Below are 25,101 nucleotides of genomic sequence, written 5' to 3'. Positions count from 1 at the left end.
CGTCGGCGGCAACTGTGCTCCGATTACGTCGAACGATGGACCCGCCCGTGCCGCACGGCCGACCGAACGATTCTCACCGGATCAACCCTCGACGGTCTTGACGGCGAGCCCCAGCCGCTGTGCACGGCGAATCATGGTGAACGCGTTGTCGATTGCGGCACAACCCGGGTCATTGTTGAAGTAGATGTACACATCGCACGAGTCGTCGTAGAACTCCGAGAGGCGGCGCAGCCAGCTGTCGATCGCACGGGTCCCGTAGCTCATCGGTCGTCGCGACGTGCCGTCGTGAAGTCGCAAGTATCCGAAATCGGCTGTGCGCCAGAGTGGATTGAGGATGCGGTTCTTCCGGTCGGCCCAGCACAACGCCGCGTTGTGCCGTTCGAGGACCGACCGGGTCTCGTCGGTCCACCACGAGTCGTGCCGGGGCTCGACCGCGACCTGAATCGTCTTCGGGAACAGCGCGAGCGTCTCGTCGAGGGCGTCGGGCGCGGCGCGGAGGTTGGGAGGCAACTGGAGGAGCACCGGCCCCAGCCGACCGTCGAGTCCCGCCGACCGCTCGAGAAAGCGCTGGACCGGTTCGGTCGGCTCCTGGAGGCGCTTGATGTGGGTCAGGTAGCGACTCATCTTCGCCGCCATCCGGAAGTCGGCGGGAACGGTCTCGGCCCAGTTCTCGAACGCCTTCCTCTCCGGCAGCCGATAGAAGGTGTTGTTGACCTCTGCGGTCGGAAACCGCTGGGCGTAGTAGTCCAACCACAGACGCTGCGGGAGCTTCTGGGGGTAGAACGCACCCCGCCAGTCGCGGTACTGCCACCCGGAGGTGCCGATGAACAGCACCGTCGTGCCTATCCGTTGGGGACGGGGCTACGAATCCCGTCCACGACGAGTAGTCGGCATGCGCGTGGGTGTCGATTCACGTGCTCCGGGTACCCGTCGGCGGCATATGCCAATCACCGAGACGGGAGCGACACATTGACCAAGCTGGCGATCATCTATTACTCGGCCACCGGGCACGGCACCGCGATGGCGCAGACGTTGTCAGACGCCGGCGAGTCCGCCGGAGCCGAGGTTCGGGTCCGACACATCGCCGAGACGCGGGATCCGGAGACGTTCGCCGAGAATCCGGCGTGGTCGGCCAACTACGAGGCCACCAAGGACCTGCCCGCGGCAAGCGGTGACGACATCGTCTGGGCCGACGGGGTGATCTTCGGCAGCCCGACGCGGTTCGGTAGCACGGCCTCGCCGTTCCAGTCGTTCATCGACTCGCTCGGCGGACTCTGGGCCGAGGGCAAGTTGGCCGACAAGGCCTACGCCGCCTTCACCTCGAGCCAGACCGCGCACGGCGGCCAGGAGACCACGCTCACCGGGCTCTACACGTCGCTGATGCATTTCGGCGGCATCCTCGTCCCGCCCGGTTACACCGACGGGCTGAAGTTCGCCGACGGCAACCCGTACGGCGTCTCCCACGTCACGGGTCCGGAGAACAAGAACGACCTCGACGACGCGACGAAGGCGGCCCTGGCACACATGGCGCAACGCGTGGTGCGCATCGCGAAACTCCTCGCCGGCTGAGTCACCGCGAAACGGGTTGACAGCGATCACCAGGAGGTCCACCATCGGTCCTCGTGTCTGTCAGAGTGTCGCCCTCCGGGCGTGAGGAGGTCGTCGGCGTCGTGCGCGCCGACGGTTGAGCACCCCGCCCCGACCGGCGCGCGTCCCTTGTTGTGGACCGCGCCGGTTGAATCGTGCTCTCCTCCATCCTCCGACACCTGAGGTGTACACAACCATGCATTCCTTGACCGAAGCCCAGATTCGCTCGTCGTTCGTCAACGCCTCGTTGCGCGAACGCAAGAGCATGACCCTCCCACCCGACTTCGACGAGTTCTACTGGGAGAAGCTGGATTTCGCCGGTTGGCGGGATCCGAAGCTCCCGATGGTCGGATACGTGGTCATCCCGACCGACGATGACGTCGTCGGGATCATGCTGCGACTCGGCGGCCGCCAGCCGCGCAACCGTCCGCTGTGCTCGTTCTGCGAAGATGTCCAGCTGCCCAACGAGGTCGCCTTCTTCAGCGCGAAGTTCGCCGGCGCCGCGGGACGCAAGGGCAACACCGTCGGCACGCTGATCTGCTCGAACTTCGAATGTTCGACGAACGTCCGCGCCAAGCCGTCGGCCATCTTCGCCACCGACGACCCCGAAACCGTGCGGCAGCAACGCATTGCCGCGCTGCGCACCCACCTCGCGGGATTCGCACAGCGCGTGGCGAGCGGGGACAGCTGAGCGGAGCGTCGATCGGCGAACCGGTGTTTCAGCCGGTTCGCCGATCGCGGTTCGGCGATAGTGGACCAATGACCTCGCTGTTCATCCGAGCACTTCAGACCCACCAGTGGCTGTACGAGCATTCGGGCGGTCTCGTCGGCCACCGCCTGCTCATGGGCAATCCCACGCTGCTGCTGCGGACGATCGGGCGCCGCACGGGTGAGGCGAGGTGCAACGCACTCACCTATGCCCGCGAGGGCGAGGCCTACCTGGTGGTCGCGTCGAACGGCGGGTCGCCGCGACCGCCGGGGTGGCTCGCCAACCTCAAGGCCCATCCGAATGTCGAGGTCCAGGTGGGTCGGCGCCGGATCCAGGTCACCGCGCGGGCGACCTACCCCGACGACCCGGACTACGCCCGGCGCTTCGTCCTCGTCGACGAGGTGAACCGCGGTCGCTACGCGGGCTACCAGGAGAAGACGACGCGTCCGTTGGCCATCGTCGAGCTGACACCGCGGTAAAGGGTCCCGCCCGTTCGATGATTCACGCAGCGCCGGGCCGCCCTTCGCCGCTGGTCCACCGCCGCGCGTACTCGTCGATGTAGTTCTGTCCGGACCGCTCGCAGATGGTCGCCATCAGTTCGTCTGTGAGGACGCGGATTCGGCCCTCGGCGACGTCTCCGCATCCGATGTCGATCGGCGGGAGGATGTCGATCGTGACCCTGCGTCTGCCTGGCAACCGGCCATCCGCTCGCCCGGTCCCGGAGATCGCAACGGGTACGAGCGGCGCACCCGTGATCAGCGCCACCCGCACGGCCCCGGTCCGTCCGCGATACATCCGCCCGTCCGGGGATCGGGTGCCCTCGGGGTGGATTCCCCAGGCTCCCCCGTCTTCCAGGATCTCCACCGCTCGTCGGAGCGCCGACGACGCTTCCGTGCCGCCACGACGATCGACCGGGATCTGCCCCAGGGTGAGAAAGAACCAGCGTTGCAGGCGACCGACGGGACCGGGCCGCTCGAAGTACTCGCGCTTGGCGAGGAACGTCACCGGTCGACGCGCGGCCAGAGCCAGGTAGAAGGAATCGAGCACGGACAGATGATTCGCAGCCACGATGACCGGCCCGGTGGTGGGCAGATGCTCGCGGCCCGCTGTCCGGGGTCTCCCCCACAGGACGAGTGCCGGACCGATGAGGACGTACCGACACAGGGCGTATGACAGCCTGGTTCTCACGCGCATAGACAGTGTCTACCCGAGCATGGGTGACACTGTCTACGTGGAGTCAGCGAAGACCAGGATCGCGTTGGTTCGTGCCGGCGTCGAGTTGCTGGAGGAGACCGGTTCACCAGATGTGGGATTGCGCGAGATCGCGCGCCGCGCGGGCGTCTCCCACGGCGCTCCCCGCAGATGGTTCCCGACGCACCGCGCGCTTCTGGCGGCCATCGCCCGCGAAGGCCTGGAGGACCTGTCGTCGGAACTGATGCGTGCGGCGGGCGAGGTACCCCAGAACATCCGGCACGTCGCATTCGCGTACGTCGCGTTTGCCCGTCGTCGACCTGCGATGTTCGCCCTGATCTTTCGGCACGACCTGCTCGAGGGCGGAGGGGCCGACCTCCGCACCACATCACGGCCACTGTTTGCCTGGCTGGTCTCGCTGATCGAGCACAGCGGCACCGTCGACGCTCCCGAGCTGCGCGCAGCCGAGCTGTGGGTCGGCGTACACGGGATCGCGATGCTGTCCTCGACGGGATCGTTGGGACTGGCCGCGCCCGGGATCGACGACGACGAACTCGTCGACCGGATCGTCGAGAACTGTCTGCGGCCGTCGCGCTGATCCCCCGATGACTATCGCCCGCCCCGCCGGTCGATATCTGGGAGAACCCCGCGACTACTCAGAGGAGAAGCATGCGAACGCTGGCGATCACCCAGAACATGACGCTCGACGGCTCGATCGAGATGTTGACCGACTGGTTCGACCCGACCGTCGAGGCGCCGGACCTCATGGCGGAGTCGCACCGGCAGGATGCCGAGGCCGACGGTCTGCTGGTCGGAAGGCAGACCTTCGAGGACTTCCGCAGCTTCTGGCCGCACCAGACCGAGGACGCCACCGGGATCACCGACTACCTGAACACCGTCGACAAATACGTGGTGTCGAGCACGATGACCGACCCGGACTGGCAGAACTCGACGGTGCTGTCCGGCGATGTCGTGGACGAGGTCACCGCGCTGAAGAACGCCGACGGCAAGGACATCGTCGTGACCGGCAGCATCAGCTTGTGCCACACCCTGATCGGCGCCGGTCTCGTCGACGAGTACCGGCTGTTCGTCTACCCGACCGTCCAGGGATCGGGGCGGCGCCTGTTCCCGGCCGGTCTGGAGATCCCGACCCTGCGGCTCGTCGACACCAAGGCCTTCGAGCTGGGCGTCTCGCTGCTGCGCTATCGGACGGTGTGACGCGGTTCAGGTGGGATCGGAGTCGATCTCCTCGAGAGCACGGGCGCGGATCGCGGCGAGGTCCATCCCGTACGTCGGTCCGTGCGACTGCTCGTACTCCGTCAATCGCGCAGCCGCGCGGTCGTAGAGGCGTCGGGCGCCGACGGCGTTGCCACGACGATGGTGGGTCAGTCCGACGCAGAGCTGGGCCAGTCCCTGCCACAGCGGACGCTCCGCCGGCGGACACGACTTCCAGCGGGTCTCGAACACCTCGTGCGCGGAGAACGGACGACCCTCCTCGAGCAACCGCCATGCCAGCGCAATCGTCTCGTCGGGCGGCAACGGCTCCTCGGACACGGGCTCGACGCCGCGCTCGCCATAGGGCAGCGGCCTTCCCAGCTCGTCACGTGGCCGGGCCTGACGCACGCGACCATCGGGGTCGCGATCGCGGGGCTTGTCCATGGGCACCTCCGGTTCGTCACGTCCGCCAAGTGGCGTCACTCATCCATTCAGCATGACGACACCTGCCGACCGGCCGGGCACACTCTCCCCCACAACGCGCGAAAGGGGCACCGGTGACCACAGAACTCGGTCCGGTCGACTACGTCGTGGTGGAACTCCCCACCGGTGCATCGTCGGTCCACGGCGACGTGTGCGCCGAGCTCACCGGCTTGGTGGACAACCACCTCGTTCGCGTACTCGATCTGCTGCTCATCACTCGCGGGGCGGACGGCACCGTGAGCGTCGCAGAGTTCGAGGACATGACTCGGGACGGACTCGGTTCGCTCGCCGGCTCGCTGGTCGAGTTGCTGTCCCTCGAGGACATCGAGAACCTCGCCACCACGATCGCACCGGGCCTCTCCGGCCTCGCGATCGTCTGGGAGTACACCTGCACGGAGCCGTTCTTCTCGGCAGTGGACTCGGCCGGTGCGCAACTCACCGCGGTGGGTCGGATACCCGCCCGGGCTGTCGTCGCCTCGCTGCGCGGGCACTCGGAGCAGCCGTGACCGGGATTCTTTCGCGCTGTCTCACAGCAGATTTCGTTCGCGAGCTCGATCGACCGCGTCACGTCGCGACGACACTCCCAGTTTGCGATAGATCGCCTGCTGGTGGGTTTTGACGGTGTTGACCGACACGAACAGGTCCGCCGCGATCTCTGCCGCCTTGTACATCGTCGGAAGGTAGCGGAGAACGACCAGCTCGCGCTCGGTCAGCGGATCCTCGACCGACTCCAGGACGTCGAGATCACCGGTCTGCGGTGCATCGTCGCCGAGGATCCCCAGCAGATCGAGGACGAACCCGAGATCGACCCGCGGCCCCGCGATCCGCACATGCCACGCCAGCAACGCACGTGCCGGTTCACCTGCCGCCGCGAACGGGCGGACCTGTCCGACCTCGGCAGCCAGGGTAACCGCGGCGGCGATGTGATCGAGCGCCACCGAGTCTCGGCGCAATTGGTGCGCGGCCACTGCCCACAGCACCCCCGCGTCCACCGCCTGCAACCGAAACGGGGCGTACTCGGTCAGTTGCCCCAACTGGGATATCGCGTCGGCCGGCCGGCCGAGTTCGACGAACGCCCTGGCCCGGACGATCCGGCCAAGCGCTTCGGGGTAGGCACCCACCGCGTCTGCGGGCGGGAATCCCGTTGCCCCGCTAGATATCCCAACAATCGACGCCGCATCACCCGCGAGGATGGACACCTCCGCCGACACCACCGCACACCAGCTGCGCAGAAGTGCCGGCAGCGGACCACATCGTGCGGCGACCACCCTCATGCGGCCTTCCGCCGCCCGGGCCCCGAAGGTGTCCCGGCGGGTCACCGCGACGCCCACCGCCGCGATCTCGACCAGTAGCAGAGCCGCAGTGTCGGAGGCCTCACCGACGGTCAGGCGAGCCGTGTCGATCGCCGACTCGGCCGCGGTGAGGTCGTGACGCTCGAGCAGCAGCAGGGCCTGCGCCGCATACATCGCCATCATCTGCGGCTTTTTCAGCCAACCTCGTCGTCGGGCGATCGATTCGACCGTCGCGACCCGCTCGGCCGTCCGTGCGAGATCGCCGACGATGAGATCGGTCAACGCCAGGTGCGCCTGCGCGGCAACGGCCATCAAGCCCATTCCGCGCGCCTCCGCGGCCGCGTGCACGCTCTCGAGCTCGGCCACCGCGTCGTCGACATCGCCCCGGTGGACGAGGCCCATGGCGCGATTGGCCCGCGCCATCAGTGCGTAGGCCGGAGCCGCGGGCAACCCGACATTCGACGGCGCGGTCGCCAACGCGAACACGGCATCGCAGCGACTCACCACGTGGTCGACCGCCTCGACCCGTGCACGCACCATCGCGGCAAGGGCGAGGATGATCTCGGCGGTCGCGGACCGCCCGCCCGCCCGACGTGAGAGTGCGGCCTCGGCTGCGTCCGCACGATGGAACATGACGCCGAAGTCACGGTCGTGGAATGCGACGATCACGCCCGCGAGCAGGGTCTCCGCCGTCGGCCGGCGCGCAGCCTCGTCGACCGCAGGGGCCAATGCGGCCGCGAGCTCGGCTGACTGCGGTGACAGCACGAGCGGAACCGCACTACCGCCCAGCACCTCGAGCAACGCCTCCCAATCCCGTGCCGCAGCGAGATGCCGGATCGCGGAGATCGGGTCTCCGGCGCGCGCGAACCACGTCGCCGCCCGGCGGTGTAGTTCGGCGGGCGCGTCCGGGTTCTCGGCCGTCAGACGCTCGGCCAGCAACTCCCGGAACAGCGGGTGGTAGGCGTACCAGTCCGGTCGGCCCTCGAGCCGAACCGTGAACAGGTTGGCGTCGGCCAGCGACGCGAGGATCCGGCGACAGTCGGGACGTCGCGTGATCGCCTCTGCGAGCGCCGGATCGAGCGCCTCGGCGACGCTCGTCGCGAGCAGGAACTTGCGGTCGGTCGGCGGGATCTGTTCGAGCACCTCCTCGAGCAGATAGGACGCGATCAGCTCGTCGTGGCCCCGCTGCAACCAGGCACGCAGGCCCGCAGCCCCCGCACTCAGCAGCGCGAGCCGGATGCCCGCCGGCCAGCCTTCCGTGCGCAGCCAGAACGCCACCACGTCGTCGTCGGACATGGGTCCCGCGCCGGCACGGTCGGCGAACTCACCGACCTCTCCCCTCGTCATGGTGAGCGCATCGGCGCCGATCTCCGTGAGTCGTCCGTCGAGCTGGAGTCGCCGCAGGTGCAGACGAGGGGTCGTGCGCGAGATGACCACGAGCTGGACCTGGTCGGGTTGCGACCCGATGAAACGCGTGATCGATTCCAGCACGGTCGGATCGGTGATGCGTTGCACTTCGTCGAGAACGATGGTCAACGGCCTCGAGTGCCGTGCGAGGGCGTCGGCGATGAGGTCGACATCGGACAGCGAGAAGTCGTTACCGGGCGCCATCTCCGAGAGGGATTCCACTCCCGGTATCCGCGCCGCCGTCAAGGCCCCGAGAAAGTCCCCCCAGAACGTCGACAGTCCGGCCACGTCGCTGACGGCCAGCCAGGCGGCGGTGTGACGGTCACCGCGGCCCGCGAGATGAGCTGCCACCGCCAGGGTCTTGCCGTATCCGGGGCCTGCCGTGACCACCGTGACGTGGCGACGGCCTCGCGGTTGCAGTTGTTCGTCGATCCGTGGCCGTGGGACGAAACCCGGCGGGAGGGTCGGCCGGGAGGTGCGCAGGCGGAGGGACGGCGGCAGGTGCCGGCTCGGATCGTCCACCTCGCAGCCTCCAGTGCTGTCCCGGCGACCGACATCGCGCGGGTCTGTGGGAATAGTAGTCAGGGCGACCCGCTTGTGCGCCGGGAAATAGTCCTGTTCGGATGACGACGAAATGACGCCGAGGGGCGACCATTCGAGTTCCCACTCCGTCGGACATCGGAGCTTCTCGTGCCACTTCGCGCCGGCCGGCTCGACCGCCCCGCCGTCATCGGTCACCCCGTCGTGCGGAGGCTCCCCATGCCCGGTTCGCGCGAACTGATCGTCGACGCCCGTCGCCGTCGGTCGACAAAAGCTTTGCCGCACAACGGTTCCCGAGCCCGATCGCCGACCGACTGACGGGGACGGGCAGCGGCTCGACGGCCCGCGAGGTCCACCTGACCAGCCACCGGAACTCATACGAGCCGGGTGATCCGATCGACCGCCGACACCGACATCCTGATCCTCGGACGACCTGCCACCGGCCGGTCGAGGACATTCATTCGCAGGGAAAAACTTCACCCGAAGGAGAGACAAATGTGGGACTCGTTCTGGGATTTCATCTGGTACACGCTCGTGATCTTCGCGTTCGTCGCCTACTTGATGATCCTGTTCAACATCATCGCCGACCTGTTCCGCGACCGCGGGTTGTCGGGTTGGTGGAAGGCGCTCTGGATCGTGGTGCTCATCGTCGTGCCGTTCGTGTCGGCGCTGGTGTATCTCATCGCCCGCGGCAGCGGTATGCACACCCGCGCCCTCGAGGCGCAAAAGGAACTGCGACAGCAGACCGACGATTACATCCGGTCCGTCGGCCCCAAGTCCTCCGCCGAGCAGATCGCCGACGCGAAGGCCCTCCTGGATTCGGGTGCCATCGACGACAACGAGTTCTCGGCTCTCAAGGCGAAGGCGCTCGCCTGATCCGGCGCGCATTCTCGCCTTGTCCGAGAAGTCAACGCACAGAAAGAGTCTCAGCATGACCAAGTTGTCCGACGACCTCGCATCCCTCAGCGCGGACGCGTACACGTACCTCTACTCCTTGGTGACGATGGACGTCAGCCGTCGCCAACAGACCTCACCCGGGGCATCCGAACGTCCGGGGTTCGGGCCCGCCAACCAGTTCCACCACCTGCTCGAGTTCCCACCGGCCGACTTCCGCGCCGTGGTCCGACCCAACTTCGACACGTTGTACTCGTCGGCCTGGCTGGACCTGACCGGCGGTCCGGTCCTCATCGAGGTACCCGACAGCGACGGCCGCTATTACATGCTGCCGATGCTGGACATGTGGACCGACGTGTTCGCCTCGCCGGGTAAGCGGACCAGCGGAACGGACGCGCAGCGGTATGTCGTGGCCCTGCGCGAACATGACACGTCGGGCATCGCCGATGCCGAGGTGATCACGGCCCCGACTCCGTTCGTCTGGGTGATCGGCCGTACCCAGACAAACGGTCCCGCGGACTATCCGTCGGTCAACGCCTTCCAACAGGGCTTGTCGGTGACCGCTCTCGGAACGCCGGCCACCACGGCCGAGGAACCCGTCGACCCCACCGCGGAACCGCTGCGCATCGTGAACGCGATGTCGGCCGTCGAGTTCTTCGGCCGCGCCGCCGAGGTGCTGAAGGTCGTCCCGCCGCACGTCACGGACAACTCCGTGCTGATGCGGATCTCCGGACTGGGCCTCGTCCCCGGACGCAGCTTCGATGCGAGCCGCTTCGGGACCGACGAGATCGCCGAGATCGAGCGGGGCGCGAAGTCGGCTCTCGCGGCCATCACCGATGTCCTGCGACTCGGCCGGGTCGCCAACGGCTGGGAGATCGTGACGAAATCGATCGGGGTGTACGGCATCGACTATCTCGCACGATCACAGGTCACCCTCGTGGGACTGGGGGCGAATCCGCCAGAGGACGCCATCTATCCGCTGTTGCTCACCGATTCCGACGGCGAACCGCTGTCCGGCGAGAACGACTACCGCCTGCATTTCGCGGCCGGTGAGCTACCTCCGGTCGACGCGTTCTGGTCGGTCACCATGTACGACGCCGAGGGCTATCAGGTCGGCAACGAGATCAATCGTTTCGCGATCGGCGACCGCGACAGCCTGCGGTTCAACGACGACGGTTCGCTGGATCTGTACCTCCAGCACACGAACCCCGGCCCTGACCTCGTCGACAACTGGTTGCCCACTCCGCGCGGGCGCCTGGGTGTGACGCTGCGGTTGTACGCCCCCCAGCAGGCCGCTCTCACCGGGGCCTGGAATCCCCCGGCTGTGCAACGGGCCTGACGAGCATCCGCCCACACGAAAAAGGTCAGGTCGCGTGCGACCTGACCTTTTTGTGTACGGAGCGAAATCCGCTGTGGTGGGCGAAGGGGGACTTGAACCCCCACGTCCCGAAGGACACTGGCACCTGAAGCCAGCGCGTCTGCCATTCCGCCACTCGCCCGTGGCCACCGAGAAACCGGTGGGCATGTCGTCGAACTGGGTGTGTCCGGCGACTGGACGACGATAGCAGCACGCCGCCGCCGAAACAAAACTCGATCTCCGACGTTGCATTTGTGCAGTACGTCGGGTTACGTCAGATGCCGAATACACACCAATGGGACGGGAGTTGCACACGGTGCACCAGTTGCCTTGGTGGCACAGTTGGCCGTTGATGTCGCTATCATCAAACAAGGCCAGATGCACGGCGACACGCTCTATTGCCGCGAAAGGAGGTCTCGGTGGGGATCCTGCAACGACTGGAACGCAAGCTCGAAGGTGCAGTTGACGACGGTTTTGCCCGTGTCTTCGGTGGTCAGGTGGCCCCGCAGGAGATCGAGAACGGGCTTCAGCGAGAAGCCGAGGAGTCGCTCGAGAACCTCGGTGACGGTACGGTCCTTGCGGCCAACAGCTACACCTTGCTGTTCAGTCCCACCGATCATCAGCACATCGCTGCGGAATACGAGCTGAACCGCAAGACTTTCTCGAAGCATTTGGAAAACTTCATCAAGGACAACGGATGGCAGACCTACGGCAAGGTCGTCGTAGAGTTCGAGCAATCGCCGTCCTTGCACACGGGGATCTTCCGCGCACGCGGCACGGTCAACCCGGACGCGCGGCCCCGCCCGGCGGGCGCGCGTTCGGAGCATCCGCACGCTGCGCCGGTCCCCGGCCCGCCGGCCGGACGCCCGGCCCCTGTTCCCCCACTTACCAACGCCCCCGACCAAGGAGCCCCCAAGATGACTCAGAATCCCGGATACGACCAGCGCAGGGGCGCCGATCCCGCCTACGACCAGTACGGCCAGGGATCGGGACAGCCGGGAGACCAGGGCTACGGCCAGCAGGGGTACGACCAGTACGGTCAGCAGCCCGGCTATGACCAGGGGTACGACCAGCAGGGCTACAGCCAGCAGGGCTACGAACAACAGGGGTATGACCAGCAGGGCTACGGCCAACAGCCCGGCTACGGACAGCAGGGCTACAGCCAGCAGCCCGGCTACGAGCAGCAGGGCTATAGCCAGCAGCCCGGCTACGGCCAACAGGGATACGACCAGCAGGGCTACGGCCAGCAACCCGGCTACGAGCAGCAGGGCTATAGCCAGCAGCCCGGCTACGGCCAACAGGGATACGACCAGCAGGGCTACGGCCAGCAACCCGGCTACGACCAGGGTTACGGCCAGCAGGGCTACGAGCAGCAGGGCTACGGCCAGCAGGCGTACGCCCAGCAGCCCGCGGGATACGACTACCAGGGTGGCTACGACCAGGGATACGGCGCGGGTCGCCCGGCCGCAGGCTACGCCCCGTCGTCGATCACGCTCCTCCTCGAGGACGGCAGCAACCGCACCTTCCAGCTGCACGAGGGATCGAACGTGATCGGCCGCGGACAGGACGCGCAGTTCCGTCTGCCCGACACCGGCGTCTCGCGCCGCCACGTGGAGATCCGCTGGGACGGCGCCACCGCCATGCTCACCGATCTCAACTCGACCAACGGCACCACCGTCAACGATCTCCAGGTGAACACCTGGGAACTCGCCGACGGCGACCGTATCCGCGTCGGACACTCCGACATCACCGTCCGGTTCCAGTAGACCCGCAAACGCCGAGCGCACGCCCACCTGCCGTGGGCGGCGCTCGAGACTGGCCCGAGACCGCTCCGGCCGGTTGATACTGAACTGTCATATCCGAATGACCGGGTTCGGCGAATCTGCCCATAAGATGCAGTCGGGTCCGCTCGTTTCGCTCGGCGGTCCCATGATCGCTGCCGTGGGTACGACCCGACCGAGACGGAACGCGCTGGAGGTGAACACGACATGCAGGGCTTGGTGCTGCAACTGACCCGCATCGGTTTTCTGTTGTTGCTCTGGTTGTTCGTCTTCGCCGTGATCCGCACGCTGCGCGCCGACATCGCGTCGGCCGGCGGACTCCGCATCCCCCGCTACTCCGGCGGCTCGGAGAAGCGACGTCGCAGCGGCGGCGTCCGCGGCGCGGCCCGCTATCTCGTCGTCACCCACGGCGCGCTGGCGAACACCCGGATCAGCCTCGGTCAGCAACCGGTCCTGCTCGGACGCGCCGACGACTCGACCCTGGTGCTGACCGACGACTACGCCTCCGAGCGACATGCGCGGCTCTCCAGGCGCGGCGACGACTGGTATGTCGAAGACCTCGGCTCCACCAACGGCACCTACCTCGATCGTTCCAAGGTGACGACCGCGGTCAAGGTCCCGCTGAACACGCCGATCCGCATCGGCAAGACCGTGATCGAGTTGCGCCCGTGACACTTGTGTTGCGCTACATCGCGCGCAGCGACCGTGGTCTCGTGCGGTCCAACAACGAGGACTCGTTCTACGCGGGTCCTCGCCTGCTGGCCCTCGCCGACGGAATGGGCGGCCACGCGGCCGGCGAAGTCGCCAGCCAGCTGGTGATCCGCGCACTCAGCACCCTCGACGACGACGAGCCCGGCGGCGACCTCCTCACCCAGCTCGACGGCGCCACCCGTGCCGGCAACGAGGCGATCGCGGCACAGGTGCACGAATCACCCGAACTCGACGGCATGGGCACCACGCTCACCGCGATCCTCTTCGCCGGCAGCCGAATCGGCCTGTGTCACATCGGCGACTCGCGCGGATACATGTTCCGCGACGGGGCGCTGACCCAGATCACCCGCGACGACACCTTCGTCCAGACCCTCGTCGACGAAGGTCGCATCACCGCCGAACAGGCACACACCCATCCGCAACGCTCGCTGATCATGCGCGCGCTCACCGGCACCGAGGTCGAGCCGACCCTGACGATGCGCGAGGCCCGCGCCGGCGATCGGTACATGCTGTGCAGCGACGGCCTGTCCGACGTCGTGACCGAGGAGACCCTCGCCGAGACCCTGGGGTCCATCGCCGACCCCAAGGAGTGCGCCGACCGTCTCATCGAACTCGCGCTGCGCGGCGGCGGCCCGGACAACGTCACCGTCGTCCTCGCCGACGTCGTCGACACCGAGTACGGCGACTCGCGCCCGATCGTCGGTGGCGCTGCCGGCGGCAACGAGGAGATCTACACGCCCGACCCGGCGACCGCCGCGGGACGGGCGGCAGCACTTCGCCCGCCCCCCGCCGAACCGCAGCGCCCGACGGTGCTGACCGAGGACGAGCCCGCCGCCAAGCACAAGAGCAAGTACCGTCGCTGGATCGTCGCCGGTGTCGTGCTGACCGTGGTGGCTGCGCTGGTCGTCGGCGTCTTCGTTGTCCGCTCCGTCGTCCGCAGCAACTACTACGTGGCCGCCGACGACAGCGGCGACGTGCTCGTCTACCAGGGATCACCGGAAAAGGTGTTCTTCCTCTCGATGAGCAACCCGGTGCAGCGCGTCTGCGTCGAGGACCTCGATCAGACCGAACCGAGCTACACGTTCATCTCCTACGACGACGGCACCTGCGAGTTCCCCCTCAACGTCGACGACCTGGTGTCGGGGCCGGCGCAGTCGGTCAAGAACGTGATGATCCGGAACAAGAGCGAGCAGCAGATCCAGGGCGTCGTCACCGACGAGCTGACCTTCCGATGCGACAACGCGCCCTCGTCGGCAACGCCCGCACCGACTCCCCCGCCACCGGCACCGTCGGAGTCCACACCGAGCACCGACCCGTCCGCGCCCGCACCACGCGCCACCGCGGCGCCCGCACCGGGAATCCCGCAGCAGGGTGCGACCGAGTCGGTGGCTCCGCCCACCGGCAACGCCGGACCTTCCGCCACGCCCGCACCTGATCAGGACGCCGGCACGAGTTGCCGGCAGCAGGTGAGATGACTCAAGCCGCGCCCGCACCGCACGCCCCGCCACGCCAACCCGCCACGAGCACCGGTCGCAACGCCGAACTGCTGCTCCTGGTGTTCGCCATCGGTCTGGTGACGGTGGCGTTGCTCATCGTCCAGGCCGCCCAGGGTCAGAACCTCACCTGGGACATCCTCAAGTACGTGGCCGCCTACACCGGGCTGTTCGGTGTCGCCCACCTCGTGGTCCGACGCTATGCACCCCACGCCGATCCGATCATGCTGCCCGTCGTCGCCGTCCTGAACGGCCTGGGGCTGGTGCTGATCCACCGGCTCGACCTCGGTACGGGCAACACCGGGGAGTCGGTGAACGCCACCGAGGCGACCCGCAACGCCGACCAGCAGTTGCTGTGGGCGGTGCTCGGCATCGTGGCGTTCTCCGCGGTCCTCATCCTGATCCGCGATCACCGCACGCTGTCGCGCTATGCCTACACGCTCGGCCTCGGCGGACTGGTCTTCCTGATCACCCCGGCGATCCTGCCCAGCGCGTTCTCGGAGATCAACGGTTCGAAGAACTGGATCATCACACCGTTCTTCTCGATCCAGCCCAGCGAGTTCTCCAAGATCCTGATCATCATCTTCGCCGCGGCGGTGCTGGTGTCGAAGCGCGACCTGTTCATCACGGCCGGTCCGCACGTGCTCGGCGTCGACCTGCCGCGCGCCCGCGACCTCGGTCCGCTCCTGGCCGCCTGGGCGATCGCCATCGCCGTGATGGTGGTCCAGAAAGACCTGGGTACGTCGCTGCTGATCTTCGCGACGATCCTGACGATGCTCTACGTGGCCACCTCACGTGTCGAATGGCTGGTGCTGGGCATCGGGTTGTTCGCCATCGGCGCGGTGTTCGCGTGGTCGATCTTCTCGCACCTGCAGACACGTGTCTCGGTGTGGCTGGATCCCTTCGCGGACTTCGACGGCTCGGGTTACCAGATCGGGCAGAGCCTGTTCGGCCTGGCCACGGGCGGACTGTTCGGCACCGGCCTCGGTTCGGGGCGGCCCAACATCGTGCCGTTCGCCAACACCGACTTCATCATCTCGACCATCGGTGAGGAGCTCGGCCTGGCCGGCCTCACCGCGATCCTCCTGCTGTACATGATCTTCATCCACCGCGGACTACGGACCGGCATCGCCGTACGCGACAGCTTCGGCAAACTCCTGGCGACCGGACTCGCGTTCACCATCGCGATGCAGATCTTCGTCGTCGTCGGCGGCGTCACCAAGCTGATCCCGCTGACCGGTCTCACGACCCCCTTCCTGTCCTACGGCGGGTCGTCGCTGCTGGCCAATTACATCCTGGTCGCGCTGCTCATCCGGATCTCGAACGCCGCGCGCGAACCCGATCCCGGCAAGAAGCGGCCCGCGGCCAAGCCCGTCGAGGCACTGCCCACGCAGGTGGTGAAGCGCCGGTGAACAAGCCGATCCGCAATGTGTCGATGGCGGTGATCGTGATGATCATCGCGCTCCTCGCGAACGCCACCTATGTGCAGGTCTTCAAGGCCGACGCGCTGAAGACCGACACCCGCAACAACCGGGTGCTGCTCGACGAGTACTCCCGCCAGCGCGGTCTGATCACCACCGCCGACGGCACGGTCATCGCGCTGTCGGTGCCGATCGACAGCCGCCTGAAGTTCCTCCGTCAGTACCCGCGGGAGGGCGCCGAGGCCTTCGCCCCGGTCACCGGTTACTACTCGTTCCAGTACCTCGCCAGTCAGATCGAGCACTACGAGAACAGCATCCTGAACGGATCCGACGACCGGTTGTTCGGCCAGCGGTTCATGGACATGTTCTCCGGCCGCGACCCACGCGGCGGCAACGTCGTCACGACCATCAACCCGAAGGTCCAGCAGGCCGCCTACCAGGCGATGCTCAACGGCCCGTGCGACGGACCGTGCCGGGGCGCCGTCGTGGCCCTGCAGCCGAACACCGGGAAGATCCTCGCGATGGTCTCGACCCCGAGCTACGACCCCAACAAGCTCGCCAGCCACGACCAGGAGGTCCGCGAGGGCAGCTGGGAGGCGTGGAACCGCCCCGGTGACACCGCGCAGCCGATGCTGAACCGCGCGATCAGCCAGCTGTACCCACCGGGATCGACCTTCAAGGTCGTGACGTCGGCCGCCGCCCTGCGCGACAACATCACTCCCGGCATCCGTCTCACCGCCGCGCCGACCTTCCCGCTGCCCGGCACCGATGTCTCGCTGCCGAACTACGGCGGCGAGACATGCCCCGGGTCGTCGGGCGGAACCGTGTCACTGGAGACGGCGTTCAAGTACTCGTGCAACACCGCCTTTGCCGAACTGGTGACCGAGAAGATGTCCGACGCGATCCCGAAGTTCACCGAGACCGCGAGCCTCTTCGGCCTCGATCAGCCGGGCCCCGACATCCCGATGCCCGTCGCCGACTCGACTGTCGGACAGATCCCGTCCTTCGACGTCCTCGCGCAGGCCTCGATCGGGCAGCGTGACGTCCGGCTCACCCCGCTCCAGAACGCGATGATCGCCGCGACCGTGGCGAACGGAGGTGTGCGCATGCAGCCGTACCTGGTGGACAAGTTGCAGGCCGCGGATCTGCGGACGCTGCAGACCACCCCGCCGACCACGGCCAACAAGCCGATCACGCCCGAGCAGGCCGCCGAGCTGACGTCGATGATGATCGAGTCGGAACGGTCGACGGCCGGCGCGGGCGGTCCGGTGTCGATCGCGTCGAAGACCGGAACGGCGGAAAGCGGGTCGAGTACGGACACCCCGTTCTCCTGGTACATCGCCTTCGGGCCGTCGTCGAACGCGCAGATCGCGGTCGCCGTCGTGGTGGAGAATGGACAATTCGGTGCGGACTCGGTCGGCGGAACCGTCGCGGCGCCGATCGGACGAGAAGTGATCAACTCACTGGTGGGAGGTGGCAGTCGATGACCCTGCAGAACGGCACCACCATCGGCGATCGGTATCGGCTCATCCGCCTGATCGCCACGGGCGGTATGGGACAGGTGTGGGAGGCGCTCGACACGCGTCTCAATCGACGTGTCGCGGTGAAAGTCCTCAAGGCCGAGTACACCAGCGACCCGGAGTTCATCGCCCGGTTCCGCGCGGAGGCACAGACCACCGCCAAGCTGAACAACCCGGGGATCGCGAACGTCTTCGACTACGGCGAGACCCCGGACTACAACGGCGGCGATCCGCTGGCGTATCTGGTGATGGAACTCGTCGACGGCGAACCGCTGAACTCGGTGATCTCCCGGCTGGGCCGGCTGTCGCTGACCAACACGCTCGACATGCTCGAGCAGACCGGGCGCGCCCTGCAGGCCGCGCACAACCAGGGTCTCGTGCACCGCGACGTCAAACCCGGCAACATCCTGATCACGCCGGTCGGCCAGGTGAAGATCACCGACTTCGGTATCGCCAAGGCCGTCGACTCCGCCCCGGTCACCAAGACCGGGATGGTCATGGGGACGGCGCAGTACATCTCCCCGGAGCAGGCGACCGGTGACGAGGCGACCGCGGCGTCGGATGTCTACTCGCTCGGAGTCGTCGGTTACGAGGCGCTCACCGGCCGGCGGCCGTTCCTCGGCGACGGCGCGATCACCGTCGCGATGAAACACATCCGGGAGTCGCCGCCCCCACTGCCGTCGAACCTGCCGTCGGGTGTCCGCGAACTCATCGAGATCACGATGGCCAAGGATCCGCGGCAGCGTTACGCCAACGGCGGCGAGTTCGCCGACGCGGTGGCCGCCGTACGCGCCGGGCGCCGTCCGCCTCGTCCGGGGGCGATCGCCGGTGCCGCTGCGGGAGCAGCGGGTGCCGCGGCGCTCGGTGCCGCGGTCGCACGTGGCGCCACGCCACCGACCGGAGCCGCGTCGCGACCGATGACACCCCGGCCGACGTCCCGCACCGCGGTCGCGCCACCACCGCCGGACAACAGCTGGACGACCGGGCAGAAGGTCCTCGCCGGCATCGCGGCCGCCCTGCTTGTCGGCGCCATCGGACTCATCGGGTTCTATCTGGTGAACAGTGGGAACGGTGGGGCGGCGACGCCACCCCCATCGTCGTCGCCGACGGTCACCGAGACCACGACGACCGATGCACCGACCGAAGAGACCGACGAGCCGACCACCACCCGGCGCACGACTCGCACGACGACGAGCGAAGAGACCACGACCACCAGCGAGACGAGCGAGGAGACGACCACACTCGCGCCGTCGGGACCCCCCGACTCGCCGCCGGATCCCGGTGCCGCCACCGGAACCCCGTGCTTCCCCGGCGTGCCGTTCTCACCGTTGTGCTGATGGACAGCTGTACTGGAGACAACCGTGCCGGGGCACCCGCAGTGCCTGTGTGCCGAATGTCTCCGACCGAGAAGTTTCCGACCGATATGTTCTGATCTGAGATCCTGAGGGGCGAACCACCGAGGCCGATGTCGACACCACACCACCTCTCCGACCGCTACGAACTCGGCGAAACGCTGGGTTTCGGTGGCATGTCCGAGGTGCACTACGCGCGCGACCTGTTGCTGCATCGCGACGTCGCGGTCAAGGTGCTGCGTGCCGACCTCGCCCGTGATCCGTCGTTCTACCTCCGCTTCCGTCGCGAGGCGCAGAACGCGGCGAAGCTGAACCACCCCACGATCGTGCAGGTCTTCGACACGGGCGAGGCCGAGACCGACGACGGTCCGCTGCCGTTCATCGTGATGGAGTACGTCGACGGCGACACCCTGCGAGATGTGTTGCGCGCCAACGGTCCGATCTCTCCGCGACAGGCGATGACCTGGATGGCCGACGTCGCGGCCGCCATGGACTTCTCGCACCGGAACGGCATCGTCCACCGCGACATGAAGCCGGCGAACGTGATGATCGACAAGTCCGGAGCCGTGAAGGTCATGGACTTCGGCATCGCTCGGGCGATGAGCGACGCGACGTCGACGATGACCCAGACGTCTGCGGTGATGGGAACAGCGCAGTACCTGTCTCCGGAGCAGGCCCGCGGCATCAAGGTCGACCCGCGCAGCGACATCTACTCGATGGGGTGCGTGCTCTTCGAGCTCCTCACCGGTGAGCCGCCGTTCACGGGTGATTCGCCGGTGGCCGTCGCACATCAGCACGTGCACGAGGATCCGCCGTGGCCGTCGCACGTCCGCCCCGAGATCCCGCGCGAACTCGACTCCGTCGTCCTCAAGGCGATGAGCAAGAACAAGGACAACCGCTATCAGTCGGCCGCCGACCTGCGCGCCGACCTGATCCGGGTTCTCGCCGGCGGTAAGCCATCGGCGCCGATGCTGCTGTCAGACGAGGAGCGCACCGAGTTCATCGACACCGGGCCGCGCCGCCCGACCCGCGCGGAGACGACAGGTCCGCGCCGCGCGATCCCCGCCCGCACCGCGAACGGCAACGGCGGTACTCACCGCCGCGACGACGAGGACGAGGACGGGAAGACACCTCGACGCCGGTCTCGGCTGCTCATGGCCGGCGCCCTGGCCGTCGTGGCCTTGCTCGTCGGCACCCTGTTCCTGTGGTCGCCGTGGAGTTCGGGGTCGGCACCGCAGGAATCGGTCCCGGCGGTCTCGGGCCTCAGTTCCGACGACGCGCAGGCCTCGCTCGAACGAGCCGGCTTCGAGGTCCGCGTTCTCGAAGAACCCAGCCTCGACGTCGGCGCGGGTCTCGCCACCCGGACGACCCCGGGCGAGGGCGTGATGGCGGCCGAGGGCTCCGAGATCGCGCTCTACATCTCGACGGGTCCCCAGCGCGTGCGGTTGCCGTCGGATCTGGTCGGCAAGACACCCACGGAGGCCCTGGACTCGCTCAAGGTCCTGGGGTTCACCAATGTGCGCACCGACCGGGTGGACTCGTCGGCCGAGATGAAGGACAAGGTCGTCTCGACCGCCCCGGCAGTCGGCACCGAGGTGCCGGTCAACGGCGCGGTCGTCGTCAACGTGGGCAACGGACCGCGCGAGGTCACGGTTCGCGACGTCGTCGGCATGTCCGAGGATCGGGCACGGTCGGTGCTGGAAGAGCTCGGCATGATGGTCGTGGTCGTCGCCGCCGACTCCGACCGTCCGGCCGGAGAGGTCATCTCCACGTCACCGGGTCCGGGCTCGACCGCCGAACAGGGCAGCACCGTGCAGATCAGCGTGTCGCGCGGGAATCTCTTCACCGTCCCGAACCTGCGTGGCAAGACGCCCGCCGAGGCACAGACCGAGCTCGAGCGGGCCGGGTGGGAGCGGTCCACCCTGACGCGCCAGACCCGCAACGTCCCGCTCGGCAGTCCCGACGACGGTCGCGTCGTCGGACAGGAACCGAATCCCGGGTCACAGACCCGCAAGAGCGGTTCGATCACGATCATCGTCGGCCAGGCGAGTCTGCTCCCCAACTGAGGAGCCGCATTCTCTGCTGGTTGAGCCGGCACCGAGCGCAGCCGCCGGGCCGAGCAAGCGACGAAGGAGCGCGTCGAGGTCGAAGAGCCGAATGTTCTGCTGGTTGAGCCGGCACCGAGCGCAGCCGCCGGGCCGAGCTAGCGACGAAGGAGCGCGTCGAGGTCGAGGAGCCGAGTCGAAACCACCTCGTCGACCCCACTGCCCGGGTCAGCCGATCGCGGTCGCCATCTCCGCTTCGAGGGCGGACACCCGGGTCTCGTCGATCTCGATCCCACACGTCTTGAGCCAGTTGGCGAGCATCCGGTGACCGCCCTGGGTCAGGACGCTCTCCGGGTGGAACTGGACGCCGTGGATGGGCAGTTCGCGGTGTGCCATCGCCATCACGATGCCCGACTCGGTGCGGCCGGTGACGACGAGTTCGTCGGGGATCGTCTCGGGCAGCACCGTCAGCGAGTGGTAGCGGGTGGCGGTGAACGGATCCGGAAGCCCTTCGAGAACGCCTGCGTCGTCGTGGAAGACGAGTGAGGTCTTGCCGTGCAGGAGTTCGGGTGCGCGGTCGACGGTGCCGCCGAACGCCGCCCCGATCGCCTGGTGGCCCAGGCACACTCCCAGCAGCGGTAGTTCTTCCTCGGCGGCGACGCGGACCATCGGCATCGTCGCGCCGGCGCGCTGCGGGGTACCGGGGCCGGGGCTCAGGAGCACGCCGTCGAATCCGGCGACCGCCTCGCGCAGACGGTCGGGGTCGGCCGGGGAGAGTTGCGGGTCGTCATTGCGCCACACGACGGCCTCGACGCCGAGCTGGCCGAGGTACTGGACCAGGTTGTAGACGAAGCTGTCGTAGTTGTCGACCACCAGAATGCGACTCACGCGAGAAAGGCTACCGCCGAAGCGGGTGCTCGGCGTCGGCGACCTGGTGAGATACCGTAGATCTCGAGTGTTTGCCAGTGGCGGGGACGTGTGTTGTCGCCCCGCTCGCGTACGACCGCTCCGGCGGTGCCGCACAACAGAGGAAGTCATGCCGAAGTCAAAAGTCCGGAAGAAGACCGATTACACGATCAACCCGGCCAGCCGGACGCCGGTCAAGGTCAAGGCCGGCCCTTCGAGCACCATCTACGTAAGCGTCATGCTCGGCCTGATGGTGCTGGGTCTCGCCTGGCTCGTCGTCTACTACCTGGCCGCAACCCCCACCGCGTACGGCGGCGAGGGCCAGGTCCTGCACTGGATGGCCGAGCTCAACTCGTGGAACTTCCTGATCGGCTTCTCGCTGATGGTGGCGGGCCTGTTGATGACGATGCGTTGGCGGTAGGCGTCGTCGGTCGTTCGCGTGTCGAAGCCGCTGAGCTGCCGAAACACACGCGTGTAAGTTATCCACACTGTGGAAATCACATGTGTGTAAGTCATCCCCACTGTGAGTAACTCCTGTGGATAACTCTGACAACTCCTACACACATGCCTGGGCGACCCCCGTCGGCGCCGGCCTCGCCGGGTGCCTCGGCGGTGTCGTGCTGGTCGGGGCGGCCGTGGTCGTCGCCGGGGATCCCGCCGGGTCGGTCCTGATGGGCGTCGCCGGGATCCTTCTTCTCGCACTCGGTGCCTACACGCTGCTGGTGCGTCCCCGGCTGGCCGTCTCGTCCGGCCCGTCGCCCGTCCTGATCATCCGAACGCTGCGCGGGCCGCGGGCGTATCCCCGCGAACGCGTCGAGCGGATTCGCGTGCTGTCCATCCGCCGGGTCGGACGCCGCGTCGGACAACTCGAGATCGACGTGCTCGACGACGAGGCAGCCGCATCGCCGTCGCACCGTGACGGCTTGGGTCCGCGCGACGACACCCGCCTGGTCGTGCTCAGCCGCTGGGACCTCGGCACCGACCTGCCGACCGTGGTCGACGCGCTGCGTGAGGCGGGATTCGTCGTCGACGAGGGGTAGAGGTCCCAGGACCCAGGGTCGGGTCACCGTGTGGGCAGACGCTCTGAAACCCACCCTCGGGAAGGCGGCTGCAAGCAATGCGCCAGCGAAGGGCCGGTGAGGGGCGGTTTTCAGGCCGGCTCAGCGGATGTAGATCAGCCCGTCGTAGGCAACACCTGCGCCGATGCCGAGGCCGAGAGCGAGCACGAACAGGGCGGCGAGCGCGATCCAGCCCACCCGGCTCGCGGTCTGCGGATCTCGACGACCCGCGGGGAGCACCGCGTCGGGTAGATAGACGATGGCCGCGGTGGCGGCCGCGCCGAAGACGAGCCCGCCGAGATGCCCCAGAACCGAGATCCCGGGGAGCGAGAACGACAGCACGACGTTGAACCCGATGATGAGCAGCACCGGGACCGGGGACACACGGGCTTTGAGGATGATCACGAGCATCGCGCCCATGAGGCCGTAGATGGCCCCGGACGCACCGGCGGTCAGGGCGCGGTCGTTCTCGAAGAGCATGACCGCGGCGCTGCCGCCGAGCAGGGCGATCACGTACACGGCCAGGTAGCGGCCGATCCCGAGCGCGAGTTCGAGGTCGCGGCCCAGGATGTAGAGCGAGAGCATGTTGACGGCCACGTGCATGACGCTGAAGTGCAGAAAGCCCGCGGTCAGCAGACGCCAGTACTCACCGGCCGCGACGTCGCTCTTGAGGAGGTCGCCGGCACTGAAGATCGACGCACCGCCCGGGTCACCGACCCCGGCCTGGAGAACGCACAGCGCGAAGATCAGCAGGTTCACCGCGATGAGCGCATAGGTCGCGTAGGGCTGCGTGGGCGCGGTGCGCGTCGGCGCCATCCTGCGGACGCCACCCCTGGGGCCGCCGAGTGACGGCGACCGCTGCACTCCGTCGTTGCGGAGACAGTCCAGACAGTGCTGGCCGACCGCAGCCGGGCGCAGACACTCGGGACATGCCGGACGCCCGCACCGGCTGCATGACAAGCCGGTGGGACGGTCGGGATGCCGGTAGCACACCGCCCGCTGCGGGGCGGCGTGCTCCGGAGAGGTCAGTTGACCTCGATCTTTTCGATGACGACCTCGTCGAGCGGCCGGTCGCTGCGGTCGGTCGAGGTGGTGGCGATCGCGTCGACGACCTGCTGCGACGCCGGATCGGTGATCTCACCGAAGATGGTGTGGCGACGGTTGAGGTGCGGGGTCGGGCCGACGGTGATGAAGAACTGCGAACCGTTGGTGCCCGGCCCGGCGTTGGCCATCGCGAGCAGGTACGGACGGTCGAACTGCAGTTCCGGGTGGAACTCGTCACCGAACTGGTAGCCGGGGCCACCCATGCCGGTCCCGGTCGGGTCGCCGCCCTGGATCATGAACCCGGAGATGACGCGGTGGAACACGGAGCCGTCGAAGAACGGGCCGGAGTTGCCGCCGGACGCGTTGGGCTTGCTGTATTCCTTGCTGCCGTCGGCCAGGCCGACGAAGTTCTCGACGGTCTTCGGCGCGTGGTTCGGGAACAGGTCGACCTTGATGTCGCCGCGGTTGGTGTGGATGACTGCGGAGGTTTTCTGTGTAGTCACACCTCCATCCAACCACTTACACCCGGTCCGATGGTCGGGAGACGGCCGCGAGGTGCGCAAATGCGCCGGGCCGGGGTGGCAGCTGTGGGCACCGGCTGGCAGTCTTGAGCCCATGTCCAAGAACTACCTCTTCGCCGCGCTGGGTGTGGTCGTCGCATCCGTCACCGCCGTCGTCGCCGTCGGCTCGCTGCGTCGCGCACGACGCGTGGTGGCCCCGGTGTCCCCGACCGTCCCGCGGATCGAGGAGGTGCGCGAGGCGCTCGCCGAGAGCACCGAGACGCAGGCGTCGTGACCCGCCGCGGCCGCCTCGGCACCGGCCGCATGTCATGCACGGGTAATTTGGACTCGTGACCTCAGACGACGAGCGCTCCCCGAACCCGCCGCCGGGGTCCGGCGGCGCTGACGACCGGACCCGCGAGTCGTGGTCGACGCCCGAGAGCTCCGCGCCGACGAGCAATCCCGCGCCGTGGGAACGGGCTCCGGCACGGCCCGTCAGCGCGCCCCCGCACGGGACGGACACTCCCGGCGCCGGCCGTCCGGCGCCGGGCGGCGGATTCACCCCGCCTCCGGGCGGTCGCCCGCAAACCCGCCC

At 67.7% G+C, this 25,101-nt stretch carries 25 protein-coding genes, 1 tRNA gene and 1 pseudogene; 19 read left to right on the top strand and 8 right to left on the bottom strand.

Annotated elements, in window-relative coordinates; all coding sequences use genetic code 11:
- Positions 1 to 81: 81 nt before the first annotated feature.
- The gene (locus tag MHN80_RS24390) at positions 82 to 834 is read right to left on the bottom strand and encodes a DUF72 domain-containing protein (protein WP_239404002.1); all 753 of its coding nucleotides are present in this window, start codon (positions 832 to 834) and stop codon (positions 82 to 84) included.
- A gap of 135 nt (positions 835 to 969) precedes the next feature.
- Between MHN80_RS24390 and wrbA the strand changes: the two genes are divergently transcribed.
- From wrbA to MHN80_RS24375, 3 genes are all read left to right on the top strand, one after another.
- Entirely contained in the window at positions 970 to 1,569 is a 600-nt protein-coding gene (gene wrbA, locus MHN80_RS24385; protein ID WP_064572107.1) for an NAD(P)H:quinone oxidoreductase, read from the top strand.
- Between the two features lie 214 nt (positions 1,570 to 1,783).
- Entirely contained in the window at positions 1,784 to 2,278 is a 495-nt protein-coding gene (locus tag MHN80_RS24380; protein ID WP_064572120.1) for an FBP domain-containing protein, read from the top strand.
- Between the two features lie 68 nt (positions 2,279 to 2,346).
- Positions 2,347 to 2,775, top strand: a complete 429-nt coding sequence (locus MHN80_RS24375; RefSeq protein ID WP_239404001.1) for a nitroreductase family deazaflavin-dependent oxidoreductase — start codon at positions 2,347 to 2,349, stop codon at positions 2,773 to 2,775.
- A gap of 22 nt (positions 2,776 to 2,797) precedes the next feature.
- Here MHN80_RS24375 and MHN80_RS24370 read toward each other — a convergent pair whose 3' ends face one another.
- Complete coding sequence (locus MHN80_RS24370) at positions 2,798 to 3,490, bottom strand: 1-acyl-sn-glycerol-3-phosphate acyltransferase (RefSeq protein ID WP_239404000.1); 693 nt, start codon at positions 3,488 to 3,490, stop codon at positions 2,798 to 2,800.
- Positions 3,491 to 3,527: 37 nt separating this feature from the next.
- Here MHN80_RS24370 and MHN80_RS24365 point away from each other — a divergent pair, with 37 nt between their 5' ends.
- Complete coding sequence (locus tag MHN80_RS24365; protein WP_308219800.1) at positions 3,528 to 4,085, top strand: TetR/AcrR family transcriptional regulator; 558 nt, start codon at positions 3,528 to 3,530, stop codon at positions 4,083 to 4,085.
- A gap of 71 nt (positions 4,086 to 4,156) precedes the next feature.
- Complete coding sequence (locus tag MHN80_RS24360; protein ID WP_101820412.1) at positions 4,157 to 4,705, top strand: dihydrofolate reductase family protein; 549 nt, start codon at positions 4,157 to 4,159, stop codon at positions 4,703 to 4,705.
- A gap of 6 nt (positions 4,706 to 4,711) precedes the next feature.
- On the opposite strand, the gene MHN80_RS24355 is transcribed toward MHN80_RS24360, so the two are convergent.
- Complete coding sequence (locus tag MHN80_RS24355) at positions 4,712 to 5,146, bottom strand: DUF309 domain-containing protein (RefSeq protein WP_239403998.1); 435 nt, start codon at positions 5,144 to 5,146, stop codon at positions 4,712 to 4,714.
- Positions 5,147 to 5,259: 113 nt separating this feature from the next.
- Between MHN80_RS24355 and MHN80_RS24350 the strand changes: the two genes are divergently transcribed.
- On the top strand, positions 5,260 to 5,691 hold the full coding sequence (locus tag MHN80_RS24350; protein ID WP_239403997.1) for a DUF6325 family protein: 432 nt from the start codon (positions 5,260 to 5,262) through the stop codon (positions 5,689 to 5,691).
- A 21-nt stretch (positions 5,692 to 5,712) separates the two neighbouring features.
- On the opposite strand, the gene MHN80_RS25840 is transcribed toward MHN80_RS24350, so the two are convergent.
- Positions 5,713 to 8,406 carry a LuxR C-terminal-related transcriptional regulator gene (locus tag MHN80_RS25840; protein WP_308219799.1) on the bottom strand — a complete coding sequence of 898 codons (2,694 nt, stop codon included), beginning with the start codon at positions 8,404 to 8,406 and terminating at the stop codon, positions 5,713 to 5,715.
- Between the two features lie 513 nt (positions 8,407 to 8,919).
- Between MHN80_RS25840 and MHN80_RS24335 the strand changes: the two genes are divergently transcribed.
- A complete protein-coding gene (locus tag MHN80_RS24335; protein ID WP_064572113.1) occupies positions 8,920 to 9,300 on the top strand; it encodes a hypothetical protein in 381 nt (126 codons plus the stop codon).
- 55 nt (positions 9,301 to 9,355) lie between these two features.
- Positions 9,356 to 10,657, top strand: a complete 1,302-nt coding sequence (locus tag MHN80_RS24330; protein WP_239403996.1) for a DUF1254 domain-containing protein — start codon at positions 9,356 to 9,358, stop codon at positions 10,655 to 10,657.
- A 74-nt stretch (positions 10,658 to 10,731) separates the two neighbouring features.
- Here MHN80_RS24330 and MHN80_RS24325 read toward each other — a convergent pair.
- Positions 10,732 to 10,817 (bottom strand) — tRNA-Leu (locus tag MHN80_RS24325).
- Between the two features lie 277 nt (positions 10,818 to 11,094).
- Between MHN80_RS24325 and MHN80_RS24320 the strand changes: the two genes are divergently transcribed.
- The 7 genes from MHN80_RS24320 (at position 11,095) to pknB (ending at position 21,019) form a co-directional block, all read left to right on the top strand.
- Positions 11,095 to 12,441, top strand: coding sequence for an FhaA domain-containing protein (locus MHN80_RS24320; protein WP_239403995.1), 1,347 nt, complete (start codon positions 11,095 to 11,097; stop codon positions 12,439 to 12,441).
- Between the two features lie 222 nt (positions 12,442 to 12,663).
- Entirely contained in the window at positions 12,664 to 13,128 is a 465-nt protein-coding gene (locus MHN80_RS24315) for an FHA domain-containing protein (protein ID WP_004023305.1), read from the top strand.
- Positions 13,125 to 14,642, top strand: a complete 1,518-nt coding sequence (locus MHN80_RS24310; protein ID WP_239403994.1) for a PP2C family serine/threonine-protein phosphatase — start codon at positions 13,125 to 13,127, stop codon at positions 14,640 to 14,642. Before MHN80_RS24315 ends, MHN80_RS24310 begins: the two co-directional genes overlap by 4 nt.
- On the top strand, positions 14,639 to 16,072 hold the full coding sequence (locus MHN80_RS24305) for an FtsW/RodA/SpoVE family cell cycle protein (protein ID WP_239403993.1): 1,434 nt from the start codon (positions 14,639 to 14,641) through the stop codon (positions 16,070 to 16,072). Before MHN80_RS24310 ends, MHN80_RS24305 begins: the two co-directional genes overlap by 4 nt.
- Positions 16,069 to 17,568 (top strand): penicillin-binding protein 2, encoded by a 1,500-nt coding sequence (locus MHN80_RS24300; RefSeq protein WP_239403992.1) that lies wholly within the window; start codon positions 16,069 to 16,071, stop codon positions 17,566 to 17,568. The genes MHN80_RS24305 and MHN80_RS24300 overlap by 4 nt, the downstream gene beginning before the upstream one ends.
- Positions 17,565 to 18,938, top strand: a complete 1,374-nt coding sequence (locus tag MHN80_RS24295; RefSeq protein WP_101820415.1) for a protein kinase — start codon at positions 17,565 to 17,567, stop codon at positions 18,936 to 18,938. The genes MHN80_RS24300 and MHN80_RS24295 overlap by 4 nt, the downstream gene beginning before the upstream one ends.
- Positions 18,939 to 19,066: 128 nt before the next feature.
- Positions 19,067 to 21,019, top strand: a complete 1,953-nt coding sequence (gene pknB / locus MHN80_RS24290; RefSeq protein ID WP_004023311.1) for a Stk1 family PASTA domain-containing Ser/Thr kinase — start codon at positions 19,067 to 19,069, stop codon at positions 21,017 to 21,019.
- Between the two features lie 207 nt (positions 21,020 to 21,226).
- Here pknB and MHN80_RS24285 read toward each other — a convergent pair whose 3' ends face one another.
- The gene (locus tag MHN80_RS24285; protein ID WP_086537819.1) at positions 21,227 to 21,886 is read right to left on the bottom strand and encodes an aminodeoxychorismate/anthranilate synthase component II; all 660 of its coding nucleotides are present in this window, start codon (positions 21,884 to 21,886) and stop codon (positions 21,227 to 21,229) included.
- A 148-nt stretch (positions 21,887 to 22,034) separates the two neighbouring features.
- Here MHN80_RS24285 and crgA point away from each other — a divergent pair, with 148 nt between their 5' ends.
- The gene (gene crgA / locus MHN80_RS24280) at positions 22,035 to 22,325 is read left to right on the top strand and encodes a cell division protein CrgA (RefSeq protein WP_004023313.1); all 291 of its coding nucleotides are present in this window, start codon (positions 22,035 to 22,037) and stop codon (positions 22,323 to 22,325) included.
- Between the two features lie 115 nt (positions 22,326 to 22,440).
- A complete protein-coding gene (locus MHN80_RS24275) occupies positions 22,441 to 22,944 on the top strand; it encodes a PH domain-containing protein (RefSeq protein WP_239403991.1) in 504 nt (167 codons plus the stop codon).
- Positions 22,945 to 23,064: 120 nt separating this feature from the next.
- Here MHN80_RS24275 and MHN80_RS24270 read toward each other — a convergent pair whose 3' ends face one another.
- Together MHN80_RS24270 and MHN80_RS24265 are read right to left on the bottom strand one after the other, a co-directional pair.
- The gene (locus tag MHN80_RS24270) at positions 23,065 to 23,778 is read right to left on the bottom strand and encodes a rhomboid family intramembrane serine protease (protein WP_064572118.1); all 714 of its coding nucleotides are present in this window, start codon (positions 23,776 to 23,778) and stop codon (positions 23,065 to 23,067) included.
- A gap of 209 nt (positions 23,779 to 23,987) precedes the next feature.
- The gene (locus tag MHN80_RS24265) at positions 23,988 to 24,509 is read right to left on the bottom strand and encodes a peptidylprolyl isomerase (protein WP_004023318.1); all 522 of its coding nucleotides are present in this window, start codon (positions 24,507 to 24,509) and stop codon (positions 23,988 to 23,990) included.
- A gap of 112 nt (positions 24,510 to 24,621) precedes the next feature.
- Between MHN80_RS24265 and MHN80_RS24260 the strand changes: the two genes are divergently transcribed.
- Positions 24,622 to 24,801 (top strand): hypothetical protein, encoded by a 180-nt coding sequence (locus MHN80_RS24260; protein ID WP_033204236.1) that lies wholly within the window; start codon positions 24,622 to 24,624, stop codon positions 24,799 to 24,801.
- 55 nt (positions 24,802 to 24,856) lie between these two features.
- Positions 24,857 to 25,101: pseudogene (locus tag MHN80_RS24255) on the top strand (hypothetical protein); the annotation flags it as partial.

The sequence above is a fragment of the Gordonia sp. McavH-238-E genome, assembly GCF_022348225.1.
Classification (GTDB): Bacteria; Actinomycetota; Actinomycetes; order Mycobacteriales; family Mycobacteriaceae; genus Gordonia; species Gordonia terrae.
This window is presented reverse-complemented; position numbering and strand designations above follow the sequence as displayed.